We start from the raw sequence: 15402 nt of genomic DNA, 5'->3' as shown, positions 1-15402 counted from the left end.
GCGCTTTAATCTGTGTTCCTTCGTGAGCAAGACGCTTCCGCTTTCCATGCTTACTTTTAAATGAATTCCTTGTTTATTCCAACTCAGTCAGGGAGATACTAGCATTATCAACGAGAACAAATAATGCAGGAGGGAACACAATGAGTTGGACGGGGATCGCTTTATTTATCCAATTGTTTTTTGGAATTGTCATTGGGCTTTACTTTTGGAATTTGCTTAGGAGCCAGCGGACACAAAAGGTTTCTATCGACCGTGAATCAAGGAAGGAAATGGATGTATTGAAAAAGATGCGTTCCATTTCATTAACTGAACCTTTATCAGAAAAAGTTCGTCCAGCCAGTTTTGCAGACATTGTAGGACAGGAGGATGGAATTAAATCTCTGAAAGCGGCATTGTGCGGACCCAATCCTCAACATGTAATTATTTATGGTCCTCCCGGCGTGGGAAAAACGGCTGCTGCCAGATTGGTACTGGAAGAGGCCAAGAAAAATGCAAAGTCCCCTTTTGAGGCAGCTTCTGTTTTTATAGAACTGGATGCTACTACGGCGAGATTCGATGAGAGGGGCATTGCAGATCCTCTAATAGGTTCTGTTCATGATCCAATTTATCAGGGAGCCGGGGCAATGGGCCAGGCGGGAATCCCGCAGCCTAAACAGGGGGCTGTTACAAATGCACATGGTGGGGTGCTTTTTATTGACGAAATCGGTGAGCTTCACCCCATTCAAATGAACAAGCTTCTGAAAGTGCTTGAAGACCGGAAAGTATTTCTGGAGAGTGCTTATTATAATGAAGAAAATACTCAAATACCAACCCATATTCATGATATCTTTAAAAATGGCCTGCCGGCGGACTTTCGCCTGATTGGAGCAACTACCAGGACCCCGAATGAAATACCGCCTGCCATTCGTTCCAGATGCATGGAGGTATTTTTCAGAGAGTTAGCTGAAGAAGAGATTTCAGCTGTAGCCAAAAAGGCTTCGGAAAAGGTCAATCTCACTATTAGTGAAAATGCTCTAGGCATTCTCGCCAATTATGCAAGAAATGGACGAGAAGCGGTTAATATGATTCAAATTTCTGCTGGGTTAGCGATTACTGAAGATCGTGATTACATAAAAGATGAAGATATTGAATGGGTTGTGCAATCGAGTCAGCTTTCACCGAGAATGGAAAGGAAAATCAATTCTCATTCTGCTGTTGGTCTTGTAAATGGTCTGGCCGTATATGGACCGAACACAGGTGCTTTGCTTGACATTGAAGTTACTGTGATTCCTGCAAAAGAAAAGGGCAGTATTAATATAACAGGCATAGTAGAAGAAGAAAGCATTGGCGGCCAAGGAAAGTCAATCCGCAGAAAAAGTATGGCCAAGGGTTCAATTGAAAATGTTATTACTGTTTTGAGATCAATGGGCGTACCGGCTGACGAATATGATATTCATGTCAACTTCCCCGGCGGAGTTCCTATTGACGGCCCTTCTGCCGGCATTGCCATGGCGACAGGGATTTATTCTGCCATTTATAAACGGCCAGTCGACAATACTGTAGCCATGACCGGGGAAATCAGCATTCACGGGTATGTCAAGCCAATTGGAGGCGTATATCCAAAGGTGAAAGCTGCTAAAAAAGCAGGAGCACAGACAGTTATTATCCCAAAAGAAAATATGCAATCCATCTTAAAGGAGATAACAGGCATTAAGATTATCCCTGTAACCCATTTGAATGAAGTATTTGATGCAGCGCTGCAAAAAGAGTATCTCAAAGAGCAAGCCATAACCGCTTCAATCGAATTAAAGAAAAAAGAGAGCATATGATGTGTGGCCCAGTAACCCATTCAGGGTTTGTCAGTTATTGAAAACTTGCTGTACAAACGCCTCCCGCTAATCGCGGTCAGAAACTTCGGTTTGCAGTTTAGGCTACAAACCGAAGTTTTATTTGCGTAAAGAAGGATAAAGTGTAATTATAAATGAATATCTTTTTAATACAGGCTTTCAGCAATTTCTCTTTAATAGACACTGCTATTTAAATACGATAGAATTGTACAAAGAAATTATTAGCAATAATGGGGTTAAAAAGATGCATTTTGGAGGTGCAAAGGAATGGCGAAAAAGAAAGAAATCATCGTCCCCCTCCTGCCGCTTCGAGGCTTGCTTGTTTATCCGACCATGGTTCTGCATTTGGATGTAGGCCGTGAGAAATCGGTTCAGGCCCTTGAAAAAGCAATGGTAGATGACCATTTAATTTTCTTAACAACACAAAAGGATATATCTATAGATGAACCATCAGAAGATGATCTATATAGAATGGGCACGCTAACACGTGTAAAGCAGATGCTCAAGCTTCCAAACGGTACCATCCGAGTTCTTGTTGAAGGGCTTAAGAGAGCGGAAATTATTGATTTTCAGGATGAAGCCGAACATTATTCTGTTAGTGTAAAGGTTTTTGAGGATCCTGAGACCAAGGACGTAGAAGATCAGGCATTGATGAGGACCATGCTTGAATATTTTGAGCAATACATAAAGGTATCGAAGAAGATTTCAGCCGAAACGTACTCCTCTGTAGCAGATATAGAAGAGCCGGGGCGCATGGCAGATATCATTTCTTCCCATTTGCCTTTAAAGCTTAAAGAAAAACAGGAAATTCTTGAAACCATAGATGTAAAAGAGCGGATGAACCAGGTTATTGAAATCATCCATAATGAAAAAGAAGTTCTGAACCTTGAAAAAAAGATTGGCCAGCGTGTGAAAAAATCGATGGAGAGAACGCAAAAGGAATATTATTTGCGTGAACAGATGAAGGCAATCCAAAAAGAGCTGGGGGATAAGGAAGGCAAGACAGGAGAAATAGCTGAGCTGACGGAAAAGATTGAAAATGCCGGCATGCCTGAGCATGTCGAGCTGACAGCTTTAAAAGAACTGGACCGCTATGAAAAAGTTCCATCCAGTTCAGCTGAAAGTGCAGTTATCCGCAACTATATCGAATGGCTTGTCACATTGCCATGGTCAAAGGCAACAGATGATGACCTGGATATCCTGAAGGCGGAAAGAATTCTGAATGAAGACCATCATGGCCTGGAAAAAGTTAAGGAACGGGTTCTGGAATACCTTGCAGTGCAAAAGCTGACGAATTCCCTTAAAGGGCCGATTCTTTGTCTTGCAGGCCCTCCTGGTGTCGGCAAAACAAGCCTTGCCCGTTCTATCGCGACATCGCTTAACCGCAATTTTGTCCGTGTATCACTCGGCGGAGTTCGGGACGAGTCTGAGATTCGCGGACATAGAAGAACTTATGTAGGTGCAATGCCTGGCCGCATCATTCAGGGCATGAAAAAGGCAGGTACGATTAACCCTGTGTTCCTGCTTGATGAAATCGACAAAATGTCTTCTGACTTCCGCGGGGATCCTTCATCTGCGATGCTGGAGGTTTTAGACCCCGAGCAGAACCATAATTTTAGTGATCATTACATTGAAGAAACATATGATCTTTCAAAGGTCATGTTTATAGCCACAGCCAACAATCTCGGGACGATTCCTGGTCCGCTGCTGGACAGAATGGAAGTTATCACGATTGCAGGCTATACAGAGCAGGAAAAGATTCATATAGCAAAAGACCACCTGCTGCCTAAACAAATTAAAGAACATGGTCTTTCCAAATCTCAGCTTCAGATTCGTGAAGATGGCCTTCAGAAGGTAGTCCGCTATTATACTCGTGAGGCAGGAGTCCGGGGCTTGGAGCGTCAGCTGGCTACTATCTGCAGGAAAACGGCTAAAATTATCGTATCCGGCGAAAAGAAGAAAGTGATTGTGAATGGTAAAAATACTGAGGAGTTTCTTGGAAAGCCAAAATACCGCTACGGTCAGGCTGAGCTTGAAGACCAGGTTGGTGTTGCTACAGGGCTGGCCTATACAACAGTTGGCGGCGACACCCTTCAGATAGAAGTATCCCTCTCTCCTGGAAAAGGGAAGCTTGTTCTTACAGGTAAACTTGGGGATGTCATGAAAGAGTCTGCTCAAGCGGCATTCAGTTATGTTCGTTCTAAAGCAAAGGAACTGGGAATTGATGAGAATTTCCATGAAAAGCATGACATTCACATTCATGTTCCAGAAGGTGCAGTCCCAAAAGATGGTCCATCTGCAGGGATTACTATTACAACCGCACTGGTTTCTGCGCTGTCTGGAAAGCCAATCCGTAAAGAAGTGGGAATGACAGGGGAAATCACTTTAAGAGGCCGAGTGCTTCCTATTGGCGGTTTGAAAGAAAAGTCTTTGAGCGCCCATCGGGCAGGATTGACTAAAATCATCCTCCCTAAAGATAATGAAAAAGACATAGAAGATATCCCTGAAAGCATCAGGGAAGAGCTTGATTTTGTTTTGGTATCACATGTGGACGAAGTCTTAAAACATGCCCTGAATGGCGGTGTCGAAGCATGAAAGTAACCAGCTCAGAAATCGTCATCAGTGCTGTTAAGCCTGATCAATACCCTGAAAGTGAATTGCCGGAATTCGCCCTTGCCGGCCGTTCCAACGTCGGCAAATCTTCATTCATTAATAAAATGCTTAATCGAAGGGGACTTGCAAGAATATCCTCTAAACCGGGGAAGACACAAACCCTGAATTTTTACCTTATTAACGAAATTCTTCACTTTGTTGATGTTCCAGGCTATGGATATGCTAAGGTATCCAAAAAGGAACGTGAAGCTTGGGGAAAGATGATAGAAACATACTTAACCAGCAGAGAGCAGTTAAAAGCAGTTGTGCTGATAGTTGATTTGCGCCATCCCCCTTCAAGTGACGATGTCATGATGTACGACTTTTTAAAGCATTATGATATTCCCTGTGTAGTGATTGCTACAAAAGCGGATAAAATACCTAAGTCCAAGTGGCAAAAACATATGAAAATCACGAAAGAAACCTTGGATATCGATCCGAATGATCAGATCATTATGTTTTCCTCCGAAACGGGTTATGGAAAAGACAAGGCCTGGTCTGCATTGAAAAGCTTTATGTAATTCAAAAAATCCCGCTGCATTGTGCAGCGGGATTTTTTGTGATTTCTCCATTTGGGTCTTTCGTCATAGAGAAGCTTTCAGTGCGATATTTTGCAGGGTGAAAGAATGGGATAATATGGATAATATTTTTGTCGAAGGGTGAGGAATCTGCAGAATACTGGAGGATAAGGAGTCATGTTGGAGTTCAAAGAGGGTAAGTTAATGAGAACAGCTTAAATTCTGTAATATCATTAATTATCATAAAATATGAATTTTGAGAATATTTTAAAATCATGATAGAGTTAAAGGGCATTTATAAAAGAGAGATACTGAAGGGGGAATTTAGACTAGTGAGACATTGGTTAAAAGGAATTATAGCAGCTGCTTTTGTATTGGTCCTGGCGGCATGCGGCGGATCAGAGGAAGCGTCTAAAAGCGGAATGGATCTAGTAAACGATGACAAATTTACGTATGCAGCTTCAGGAGAGTTCAAACCTTTTAGTTATACAAATGATGATGGAAGCATGAGCGGATTTGATATTGATGTGGCCGAAGCTGTAGCAAAAGAACTCGGGCTTGAGCCGGTTCAGAATAAATTTAAGTTTGGCGGTATTGTCGAAGGTGTGAAATCCGGCCGTTTTGATGCAGCGGTAGCCAGCCATACCATTACGGAAGAACGTTTGAAGGCAGTCAATTTTTCGACGCCATATTACTATTCTGGCCCGCAAATTTATGTGCGTCCAGACAGCAGCGTTGAAACGCTTGCTGACCTCAAAGGCATGGAAATAGCAGTATCGAAGGGTTCTACATATACTTCAAATGCAGAGGAGGCTACAGATAATATCCAGTTCTATGATAGTGATGTTGTGGCCCTGGAGGCCTTGAGCAAGGGAAAACATGATGCGGTCATCACAGACTTTGTAACAGGTAAAGAAGCGATTGGCGCCGGAATGAAAATCGAAGGCAAAGAGCTGCTGGGCCGCAGTGAGCAGGCAATTGCTGTTGCAAAGGATAATAAAGAGCTGCTCGAAAAAGTGAATGAAGCTCTTGAAACACTTCGAGAGAATGGAACACTCACAGAAATCAGCAAAAAATATATCGGTGAAGATATAACAGTTGATCCTGAGAAGGAATAACATTGCGGGCGGATGTGTGTCAAACATTCGCCTGTTTTGTTTTTTACACAAACTGAAATAGCCAACTGAAGGGGGATTTTTGTGGATTTGCTTACAAAGTTTATGGATACATATCCCGTATTTTTAAAGGGAATGCTCTTAACCTTTCAATTAACCATTGTAGCGGTGTTTATTGCTATTTTTATAGGATTGTTTTTTGCCTTTTTAAAGATTTCGAGAATTAAAGTTCTGGAATGGATTGCGGACATCTATATTTTCCTTGTAAGGGGAACGCCGCTTGTTGTTCAGATTTTCATCTTCTATTTCGGTTTGACAGCATTGGATATTTCACAGTTTTGGTCAGTTGTCCTTGGACTTGCTTTTCACAATGGTGCCTATATAGCCGAAATTTTCAGGGGCTCCATTCAATCCATCGACAAAGGACAAATGGAAGCAGGGCGTTCGCTGGGTATGACTGCTGGCCTTGCAATGAGAAGGATCATTCTGCCTCAGGCTTTCCGCCGGGCTATGCCGCCTCTTGGCAATCAATTTATCATTGCTTTGAAGGATTCATCACTTGCTTCCTTTATCGGCATGTACGAGCTCTTTAATGTGGCCACGACTTACGGTTCCAATGAATATGACTACATGAGTTATCTGCTGATCGTAGCTGTTTACTATTTAGTACTTGTACTTATTTTCTCTATCCTTGTAAATATGATTGAGAAAAGAATGGCTAGCAGTGATTAAGGGGGAATGAAGGCATGAGTGAATCGTATATGATTAAGGTAGAAAAATTGAACAAATCATTCGGGGATCTGCACGTACTAAAGGACATTGACATAACAGTAAAAGAAAGTGATGTTGTTTGCCTGATCGGTGCAAGCGGGTCCGGTAAAAGCACACTTCTCCGCTGCTTGAACTTTCTAGAATTAAAGGACAGCGGCAATATCATTTTTGAGGGCGAAAAGGTTGAAAAAGAAACACATGATCTAAATAAAGTAAGAGAAAAAGTAGGAATGGTTTTTCAGCATTTCCATTTATTTCCTCATATGACTGTTCTCGAAAATGTGATGGAAGCACCATTACATGTGAAAAAGCTTCCAAAGGATCAAGTAAAAAAAGATGCCCAGGACCTATTAAAAAAAGTAGGGCTTTCTGACAAGGAGAATGTATATCCATCAAAACTTTCGGGCGGACAAAAACAGCGTGTAGCCATTGCAAGAGCGCTGGCAATGAAGCCCGATATCATGCTTTTTGATGAGCCGACATCGGCACTTGATCCGGAGCTTGTAGGGGAAGTGCTTTCCACAATGAAAGAGCTCGCCCTTGAAGGGATGACAATGGTCGTCGTCACCCATGAAATGGGCTTTGCAAGAGAAGTAGCAGACTGGGCTGTCTATATGCATGATGGTAGAATTGTAGAAGTGGGGCATCCGGAGGATTTGTTTAACAATCCAAAAGAACAAAGAACCAAAAATTTTCTCGATTCAGTACTCTAACCAGTTTGAATATAAAAAGACAGGGAAAAGTTTACTATCCCTGTCTTTATTTTTTTGCTCCAGCGCCTGCCCCCTCGAGGTCACAAGCCTGTCTAGTTGCGGCTCCCAGGGACGAAAGACTAGCCAATCCCTTCCAGAAGGAAAGAACACTTCCGGCAGGGCTCGTCTTATGCTTGTCATCCCTGTGCAGTTGCCTTCACATTTCAAGCAATCCTCCCCAAAAGGCAAAGAATGCCTTTCCGTGAGTCTCGTCTTGTGCTTGCAGGGGGTGAGCAGTAAGGGAAAGCTTCCTTGGGTGTTCTTCGCAGGAACAGGCGCTTTTGGCTTGCTCCGAAGATGCTTACGCTTTTACTTTTTCTTCACTAATAAAAAATATAATCCAATTAGCATTAAAAGAATTGGCCATAGCTGCCAAACATCAGAAACACCATTTTCCAGGAGCCCCATCCACTCTGCAACCCTGTCATAAAAAAGAAGCAATGCGGCAAGAATTAAAAATAAGATGCCCTGGAACAATCCTGCCCCTGTTTTCTGATGACGAAGGAGGAAGCCGAGAGCAATTATCAGAATAAATGTTCCGATATGATCCGGCCAAATTTCCAGGCGGTTCACCACATGAAAGTGAAGGCCAAATCCTGTTAAAATGACACCTGGCAATATGGAATCATAATCCCTTGCTCCATATCCCTGAATTAAAAAGGCTGCTCCGACGATAATGAGAAGGGTCGGCCAGGAATAGAACGGCTGTAAGGCAGTAAATCCGCTCTGCTGAAGGAAAAAGTAGGCTCCAAATCCGAGTAAAATAATTCCTGGAAAAACACGCTGATTTTTCATAAAAAACACCACTTCCAATAAGGTATACTTGAATCCGGCAAGTTTTTTTGTTACTGTACATAAGGGAGTATTTGTCTATTTAAGGATACCTATGACCAGGCTCCTGTTTAAAAAATATAGTACCATATGTGTTCAATATCTGTTCACATTTAAGCATTAATTGAAAAAATAGAAATGATATAATTAATATTAATGAACAAGGCAATAATTCTGGGGGTGTCAATTTCAATGCATATCTTGGTCGTCGGTCTAAACTATAAAACTGCCCCTGTTGAAATCCGTGAACGTCTAACCTTTAATCCTTCACAATTGGGCGAGGCAATGAAGACATTAAATGACAAAAAAAGCATTTTAGAGAATGTCATTCTGTCTACATGCAATCGGACCGAAATTTATGCAGTTGTGGACCAGCTTCATACTGGCCGCTATTATATAAAGGAATTTTTGGCAGAACATTTCAAAATGGATCAGAGTGAATTTTCTCCATTCCTATTTATTTATGAAGAGGATGGGGCCATTGAGCATCTATTCAAGGTAGCATGCGGCCTTAACTCCATGATCCTTGGCGAAACACAGATTTTAGGACAGGTAAGGACAAGTTTTCTGGAGGCTCAATCAGAAAATACAACCGGAACAGTTTTTAACCACTTGTTTAAGCAGGCAGTAACGCTCGCTAAGCGGGCACACTCTGAAACGGAGATAGGGGCAAATGCAGTTTCTGTCAGTTATGCAGCAGTGGAACTGGCTAAGAAGATTTTCGGATCCCTCCAAAATAAACATGTTCTTATTTTAGGAGCCGGTAAAATGGGGGAGCTGGCAATCCAAAACCTTCATGCCAACGGAGCCAGTAAAGTAACAGTTATTAACCGTACATTCGAAAAAGCGCAGGATCTCGCAAGCCGCTATGCGGGCCAGGCAAAAACATTGCATGAGCTTCAATGTGCCCTTGTTGAAGCAGATATTTTAATTAGTTCTACTGGGGCAAAAGAGTTTGTTGTCACGAAGGAAATGATGGCTTACGCAGAAAAAATGCGCAAAGGCAAGCCTCTATTTATGGTGGATATTGCTGTCCCAAGAGATCTGGATCCGAAACTGGCTGATCTGGACAGCGTTTTCCTATATGATATTGATGATCTTGAAGGCATTGTTGAAGCAAACCTTCAGGAGCGTAAAAAGGCAGCCGAGAAGATTCAGCTTATGATTGAAGGGGATATTGTTGAATTCAAGCAATGGCTGAACTTGCTTGGTGTTGTTCCGGTAATTTCCGCTTTGCGTGAGAAAGCACTGGCTATACAGAGTGAAACCATGACAAGCATTGAAAGAAAGCTGCCGCATTTGAGTGATCGTGATAAAAAAGTGCTGAACAAGCATACAAAGAGCATCATCAATCAGCTATTAAAAGATCCTATTTTACAAGCTAAAGAAATGGCTGGACAGAAAGATTCGGAACAGGCATTAGACTTATTTGTAAAAATCTTTAATATAGAAGAACTTGTTTCAGATCAGCAGAACGTGCCCGCAGCAGCCAAACCAAAGCACGCATTCGCTCAATCACCGCAGACTTCCTTTCAATCATAAAAGGGGTCCTGTCCATGTCTGACATCTATATGACACGGCTGCACGAATTAACGGTGGTTCTGTATGCCCTATGTGTCTTATTATATTTTATTGATTTTCTTCATCATAACCGGAAGGCGAATAGGATTGCCTTCTGGTTACTTGCATTTGTATGGGTGCTTCAAACGGTGTTCCTGATACTTTATATGATTAATACAGGAAGGTTTCCTGTATTGACCATTTTTGAGGGCCTATACTTTTATGCCTGGGTGCTTATCACTCTTTCTTTGGGAATTAACAGGCTGCTCAGAGTCGATTTTATCGTCTTTTTTACAAATGTTCTCGGCTTTATCATAATGGCGATCCATACATTCGCACCTGTGCAGATTGATTCGGCTGTCAAAGCACAGCAGCTCATATCAGAACTTCTGCTGATTCATATAACGGTTGCAATCCTTTCATATGGAGCGTTCTCGCTATCCTTCGTTTTTTCATTGCTTTATCTGATTCAATACGATTTGCTGAAAAGGAAAAAATGGGGAACGAGGCTGCTCCGGATAACAGATTTGTCAAAGCTTGAACATATGTCGTATGTATTAAATGTAATCGGTGTACCTATGCTGATGATAAGTTTAATTTTAGGTATTCAGTGGGCCTACATTAAATTGCCCCATATGGTCTGGTATGACTCAAAGGTGATCGGTTCTTTCATTGTCCTTGCTTTATATAGTATTTATCTCTATATGAAAGTTGGAAAGGGCCTATATGGAAAATCTTTAGCCCTCTGGAATTTGGCATCATTTTTAATTGTATTAATCAACTTCTTTTTGTTTGGTAAACTTTCATCTTTCCATTTTTGGTATTCATAGAAAAGCGGAGGCGACTGTTCAGCCCCGACAAGCATAAGATGGGCTGTGGCGCGGCGCAGTTTGCCGCAGAGCAGACCAGCTTATGACCTCGAGGGGCTAGGAGCCGCAGCTGGACATAGCAAAGAAAAGCGGAGGCGACTGTTCAGCCCCGACAAGCATAAGATGGGCTGCGGCGGGGCGCAGTTTGCCGCAGAGCAGACCAGCTTATGACCTCGAGGGGCTAGGAGCCGCAGCTGGACATAGCAAAGAAAAGCGGAGGCGACTGTTCAGCCCCGACAAGCATAAGATGGGCTGCGGCGGGGCGCAGTTTGCCGCAGAGCAGACCAGCTTATGACCTCGAGGGGCTAGGAGCCGCAGCTGGACATAGTAAAGAAAAGCGGAGGCGACTGTTCAGCAGGAGCCATAGCTAGACATATTTGCAGGAGGCAGTCATGAGAAAAATTATCGTAGGTTCAAGACGAAGCAAGCTGGCACTAACTCAGACAAATTGGGTGATCAGCCAATTGAAAAGCATTGATCCATCCTTTGAGTTCGAGGTGAAGGAAATTGTCACTAAGGGTGATAAAATTCTTGATGTTACCCTTTCAAAGGTCGGAGGAAAAGGGTTGTTCGTAAAGGAAATAGAGCAGGCCATGCTTGATGAAGAAATCGATATGGCTGTACATAGCATGAAGGATATGCCCGCTGTTCTTCCGGCAGGGCTGACAATTGGCAGCATTCCTGAAAGAGAAGACCATCGGGATGCCCTTATCTCAAAAGGGCATATAAAACTGAATGACTTAAGGGAAGGATCTATTGTAGGAACAAGCAGCCTGCGCAGAGGGGCACAATTGCTGGCACAGCGTCCGGATCTGGAGATTAAGTGGATCAGAGGAAACATTGATACCAGATTATCTAAACTGGAAACGGAAGAATATGATGCGATTATTCTTGCAGCAGCAGGTCTCTCCCGAATGGGCTGGGCGGCTGATGTTGTTACAGAATTCCTGGAGCCGGAAGTTTGTGTGCCGGCTGTTGGCCAGGGGGCACTATCCATTGAGTGCCGTGAAAGTGATAAGGAGCTTCGGGCATTGCTGGATAAATTTACATGCTCTGAGACGAATCAGACTGTACGTGCAGAGCGTGCGTTCCTTCATAAAATGGAAGGCGGCTGCCAGGTTCCGATTGCAGGGTTTGCCACAATTAATGAAACGGGTGAAATGGAGTTAACCGGACTTGTAGGTTCCCCTGATGGAAAAGTGATTTATAAGGAGACCCTAACAGGTTCTGATCCGGAAGAACTTGGTGTTAAGATGGCTGACATGCTAACCGAACAAGGGGCCAAAGAGCTGATTGACAGAGTGAAAGAGGAGCTTGACGGGCAATGAAACAGACTTCCCCTTTAGAAGGCATGACTGTTTTAGTGCCAAGAGGGAAAAAACAGGCTCACTCCTTTTCGGCTCTTATCCAAAGCTATGGGGGGATACCTGTTGAGATCCCCTTGATTGCTTTCGAGACATTGCAGGATAAGGAAACTTTATATAAAACACATAAGCGGATTCAAACTTATGATTGGGTGATTTTCACAAGCGCGACAGCTGTGGACGCTTTTTTTGAAAATCTGAGTCAGGGCGGGCCTTTCCCTAACATAGCGGTTATCGGAGAGAAGACTAAGAAATTGCTTATGGATAAGGGATTAAAAGTGCAATTTATGCCTCGGGATTATGTTGCTGAAGGGTTTGTTGAGGATTTTTTGCCATTAGTAGAAGAAGGGATGAAAGTATTAATCCCCAAAGGGAATCTGGCGCGTGACTATATCGCAGCCTCCCTTTCGGAAAATGGTGCAGACGTTGATGAAATCATTGTTTATGAGACAACTTTTCCACGTGAAAGCATCGGTCTGTTAAAAAAACAGCTTTCAGGAAAAGGGTTAGATATTCTTGCTTTTACCAGCCCTTCCACAGTAGATCATTTTATAGGGGCTTTAAAGGAGCTTGGATATGAGAATGCTGTTAAAGACAGTGTGGTGGGCTGCATCGGGCCTGTGACTAGAGAACGCGCAAAGGCTTATGGGCTGCAGGTTCATGCGGTTCCTGAAGAATATACAGTACATAACATGCTTAAGAGCATTATTAGCTACTTGGCAGAAATCAGGAGGGAAAATTAATGGATCTTCAATTTAATAGACATAGACGCCTTCGCAAAAGTCCGAATATGAGAGCGCTTATCCGTGAGAACTTCTTGCGTACAGAGGATTTAATTTATCCAATTTTCGTGGCAGAAGGAGACGATATTAAAAGAGAAATCCCTTCGATGCCGGGAATATACAATTTGTCGCTTGATCACCTCGAAGAGGAAATGAATGAAGTTGTTTCTCTTGGAATAAAATCGGTGCTCTTATTTGGAATACCTAAAGAGAAAGATGCATGCGGGGAGCAGGCTTATCATGATCATGGGATCGTGCAGGAAGCTACAAGATTTATAAAAGCTAAATATCCGGAAATTATCGTAATTGCTGATACATGCCTTTGCGAGTATACCGATCATGGCCATTGCGGATTAATTGAAAATGGAGAAGTGCTGAACGATGCATCCCTTGAACTGCTTGTGCAGACAGCTGTCAGCCAGGCTAAAGCAGGAGCAGACATAATTGCCCCGTCAAATATGATGGATGGATTTACAGCAGCTATCCGGGCAGGTCTTGATGAAGCCGGATTTGAAGATATCCCGGTTATGTCTTATGCGGTTAAATATGCATCTGCATTCTATGGTCCTTTCCGTGATGCAGCTGACAGCACGCCGCAATTTGGCGACCGAAAAGCATATCAGATGGATCCTTCCAACCGCATGGAAGCCATGCGAGAAGCAGAATCTGACTTAATGGAAGGGGCAGACTTCCTGATTGTTAAACCGGGAATGCCTTATCTGGATATTGTTCGGGATGTGAAAAACACCATCAACCTGCCGATTGTGATTTATAATGTGAGCGGTGAATATTCAATGGTTAAAGCTGCTGCACAGAACGGCTGGATCGATGAACAGAAAATCGTCATGGAAATGCTCACAGGCATGAAGCGTGCAGGAAGTGATTTAATTATTACTTACCATGCGAAAGATGCGGCAAGGTGGATTAAGGAACAGGACTAATAATATGATGTCTTAGTAAGTCTTAGTAATTGAAAACTTCTTATTAAACGAAAAGAGGGATGACATGCGCTCTTACGAAAAATCTAACAAGGCTTTTAAAGAGGCAAGCGAATTGATGCCTGGGGGAGTAAACTCTCCTGTACGTGCCTTTAAATCAGTTAATATGGACCCCATTTTTATGGAACGCGGACGAGGCTCTAAAATCTACGATATCGATGGAAATGAATATATCGATTATGTTTTGTCCTGGGGCCCATTAATCCTGGGACATACTAATGAACGTGTGGTCGAGGGTATTAAGAAAGTAGCTGAAATGGGGACAAGCTTTGGCGCTCCTACCGAAATCGAGAACGATCTTGCCAAGCTGGTCATTGAACGTGTGCCTTCCATTGAAGTAGTGCGAATGGTTTCTTCCGGAACAGAAGCTACTATGAGTGCCCTGAGGCTTGCTCGAGGATATACCGGCCGAAATAAAATCATGAAATTTGAAGGCTGCTATCATGGCCACGGCGATTCCCTTTTAATTAAAGCTGGTTCTGGTGTAGCAACTCTGGGGCTGCCTGACAGTCCGGGGGTTCCTGAAGGAGTTGCCAAAAATACAATTACCGTTCCTTACAATGACCTTGAAAGCGTAAGATATGCCTTTGAGCAATTCGGAGACGATATCGCAGGTGTGATTGTGGAACCGGTAGCTGGAAATATGGGTGTCGTTCCTCCTCAGCCAGGTTTCCTTGAAGGCTTAAGAGAAATTACAGAACAAAACGGCTCTCTGCTTATTTTTGATGAAGTAATGACTGGTTTCCGCGTCGGCTATAATTGTGCGCAGGGTTACTTTGGAGTGACACCGGATATTACATGTCTTGGAAAAGTTATTGGCGGTGGGCTCCCAGTCGGTGCATATGGCGGAAAAGCGGAAATTATGAAGCAGATTGCACCAAGCGGTCCAATTTACCAGGCAGGAACACTATCCGGAAACCCTCTTGCCATGACAGCAGGTTACGAGACATTAAGCCAGCTGACTCCACATTCCTACAAAGAATTCGAAAGAAAAGCAGACAGACTGGAAGAAGGGCTTAAAGCAGCTGCAGAAAAATATGATATCCCGCACACCATTAACCGTGCAGGTTCAATGATCGGTATATTCTTTACAAATGAAGATGTTATTAACTATGAAAAAGCCAAAACATCCAATCTGGAGTTCTTTGCAGAATACTACAGGGAAATGGCAAACCAGGGAGTCTTCCTGCCGCCATCCCAATTCGAAGGACTCTTCCTCTCAACTGCACACACTGATGAAGATATTGAAAAGACTATCCAGGCAGCGGAAAAGGCATTTTCAAAATTAAAATAAGCAAGACCTGACACTCATCGATTGATGGGTGTTTTTTTATGCCCTTGGAAATATAGTTATTAGAGCTTTT

The 15402-nt window shown here is 43.0% G+C and carries 13 protein-coding genes; 12 read left to right on the top strand and 1 reads right to left on the bottom strand.

Going from position 1 to position 15402, the window contains the following annotated elements; genetic code table 11:
• The first annotated feature begins 140 nt into the window (after nt 1-140).
• From lonB to NR125_RS06355, 6 genes are all read left to right on the top strand, one after another.
• Nucleotides 141-1808 (top strand): ATP-dependent protease LonB, encoded by a 1668-nt coding sequence (gene lonB / locus NR125_RS06380; RefSeq protein ID WP_009333166.1) that lies wholly within the window; start codon nt 141-143, stop codon nt 1806-1808.
• 285 nt (nt 1809-2093) lie between these two features.
• Entirely contained in the window at nt 2094-4421 is a 2328-nt protein-coding gene (gene lon, locus NR125_RS06375) for an endopeptidase La (RefSeq protein ID WP_009333165.1), read from the top strand.
• Nucleotides 4418-4999, top strand: coding sequence for a ribosome biogenesis GTP-binding protein YihA/YsxC (yihA, locus tag NR125_RS06370; protein WP_009333164.1), 582 nt, complete (start codon nt 4418-4420; stop codon nt 4997-4999). The genes lon and yihA overlap by 4 nt, the downstream gene beginning before the upstream one ends.
• Nucleotides 5000-5328: 329 nt before the next feature.
• Nucleotides 5329-6114, top strand: a complete 786-nt coding sequence (locus tag NR125_RS06365) for a transporter substrate-binding domain-containing protein (RefSeq protein ID WP_009333163.1) — start codon at nt 5329-5331, stop codon at nt 6112-6114.
• 102 nt (nt 6115-6216) lie between these two features.
• Nucleotides 6217-6843: an amino acid ABC transporter permease gene (locus tag NR125_RS06360; RefSeq protein ID WP_175502145.1), complete on the top strand. Its 627-nt coding sequence runs from the start codon at nt 6217-6219 to the stop codon at nt 6841-6843.
• Nucleotides 6844-6857: 14 nt separating this feature from the next.
• Nucleotides 6858-7595 carry an amino acid ABC transporter ATP-binding protein gene (locus NR125_RS06355; protein ID WP_009333161.1) on the top strand — a complete coding sequence of 246 codons (738 nt, stop codon included), beginning with the start codon at nt 6858-6860 and terminating at the stop codon, nt 7593-7595.
• A gap of 348 nt (nt 7596-7943) precedes the next feature.
• Here the strand turns inward: NR125_RS06355 and NR125_RS06350 are convergent, their stop codons facing one another.
• On the bottom strand, nt 7944-8429 hold the full coding sequence (locus tag NR125_RS06350) for a LiaI-LiaF-like domain-containing protein (RefSeq protein ID WP_009333160.1): 486 nt from the start codon (nt 8427-8429) through the stop codon (nt 7944-7946).
• Between the two features lie 228 nt (nt 8430-8657).
• Here NR125_RS06350 and hemA point away from each other — a divergent pair, with 228 nt between their 5' ends.
• The 6 genes from hemA to hemL all read left to right on the top strand — a co-directional run bounded on the left by hemA (nt 8658) and on the right by hemL (nt 15332).
• Nucleotides 8658-10007 carry a glutamyl-tRNA reductase gene (hemA, locus tag NR125_RS06345; RefSeq protein WP_009333158.1) on the top strand — a complete coding sequence of 450 codons (1350 nt, stop codon included), beginning with the start codon at nt 8658-8660 and terminating at the stop codon, nt 10005-10007.
• 14 nt (nt 10008-10021) lie between these two features.
• Nucleotides 10022-10855 carry a cytochrome c biogenesis protein gene (locus NR125_RS06340; protein ID WP_009333156.1) on the top strand — a complete coding sequence of 278 codons (834 nt, stop codon included), beginning with the start codon at nt 10022-10024 and terminating at the stop codon, nt 10853-10855.
• A gap of 431 nt (nt 10856-11286) precedes the next feature.
• On the top strand, nt 11287-12222 hold the full coding sequence (gene hemC, locus NR125_RS06335) for a hydroxymethylbilane synthase (RefSeq protein ID WP_009333155.1): 936 nt from the start codon (nt 11287-11289) through the stop codon (nt 12220-12222).
• A complete protein-coding gene (locus NR125_RS06330; protein ID WP_009333153.1) occupies nt 12219-13001 on the top strand; it encodes a uroporphyrinogen-III synthase in 783 nt (260 codons plus the stop codon). The genes hemC and NR125_RS06330 overlap by 4 nt, the downstream gene beginning before the upstream one ends.
• Nucleotides 13001-13981: a porphobilinogen synthase gene (gene hemB, locus NR125_RS06325; protein ID WP_071156191.1), complete on the top strand. Its 981-nt coding sequence runs from the start codon at nt 13001-13003 to the stop codon at nt 13979-13981. The genes NR125_RS06330 and hemB overlap by 1 nt, the downstream gene beginning before the upstream one ends.
• A gap of 64 nt (nt 13982-14045) precedes the next feature.
• The gene (gene hemL, locus NR125_RS06320; RefSeq protein WP_009333149.1) at nt 14046-15332 is read left to right on the top strand and encodes a glutamate-1-semialdehyde 2,1-aminomutase; all 1287 of its coding nucleotides are present in this window, start codon (nt 14046-14048) and stop codon (nt 15330-15332) included.
• Nucleotides 15333-15402 lie beyond the last annotated feature (70 nt).

It is taken from the genome of Cytobacillus sp. Bac17 (assembly GCF_024519925.1).
In the GTDB taxonomy this organism is placed as follows: Bacteria; Bacillota; Bacilli; order Bacillales; family Cytobacillaceae; genus Cytobacillus; species Cytobacillus pseudoceanisediminis.
Note: the sequence above shows the minus strand (reverse complement) of the source record. Positions and strands in the feature narration are given on the sequence as shown.

Excerpts from the sequence above, each read along its gene's own strand:
- hemL (WP_009333149.1), top strand. The coding sequence starts at position 14,046 with ATGCGCTCTTACGAAAAATCTAACAAGGCTTTTAAAGAGGCAAGCGAA.
- hemC (WP_009333155.1), top strand. The coding sequence starts at position 11,287 with ATGAGAAAAATTATCGTAGGTTCAAGACGAAGCAAGCTGGCACTAACT.
- hemB (WP_071156191.1), top strand. The coding sequence starts at position 13,001 with ATGGATCTTCAATTTAATAGACATAGACGCCTTCGCAAAAGTCCGAAT.
- lon (WP_009333165.1), top strand. The coding sequence starts at position 2,094 with ATGGCGAAAAAGAAAGAAATCATCGTCCCCCTCCTGCCGCTTCGAGGC.
- NR125_RS06330 (WP_009333153.1), top strand. The coding sequence starts at position 12,219 with ATGAAACAGACTTCCCCTTTAGAAGGCATGACTGTTTTAGTGCCAAGA.
- NR125_RS06350 (WP_009333160.1), bottom strand. The coding sequence starts at position 8,429 with ATGAAAAATCAGCGTGTTTTTCCAGGAATTATTTTACTCGGATTTGGA.
- NR125_RS06360 (WP_175502145.1), top strand. The coding sequence starts at position 6,217 with ATGGATACATATCCCGTATTTTTAAAGGGAATGCTCTTAACCTTTCAA.
- yihA (WP_009333164.1), top strand. The coding sequence starts at position 4,418 with ATGAAAGTAACCAGCTCAGAAATCGTCATCAGTGCTGTTAAGCCTGAT.
- NR125_RS06340 (WP_009333156.1), top strand. The coding sequence starts at position 10,022 with ATGTCTGACATCTATATGACACGGCTGCACGAATTAACGGTGGTTCTG.
- lonB (WP_009333166.1), top strand. The coding sequence starts at position 141 with ATGAGTTGGACGGGGATCGCTTTATTTATCCAATTGTTTTTTGGAATT.
- hemA (WP_009333158.1), top strand. The coding sequence starts at position 8,658 with ATGCATATCTTGGTCGTCGGTCTAAACTATAAAACTGCCCCTGTTGAA.
- NR125_RS06355 (WP_009333161.1), top strand. The coding sequence starts at position 6,858 with ATGAGTGAATCGTATATGATTAAGGTAGAAAAATTGAACAAATCATTC.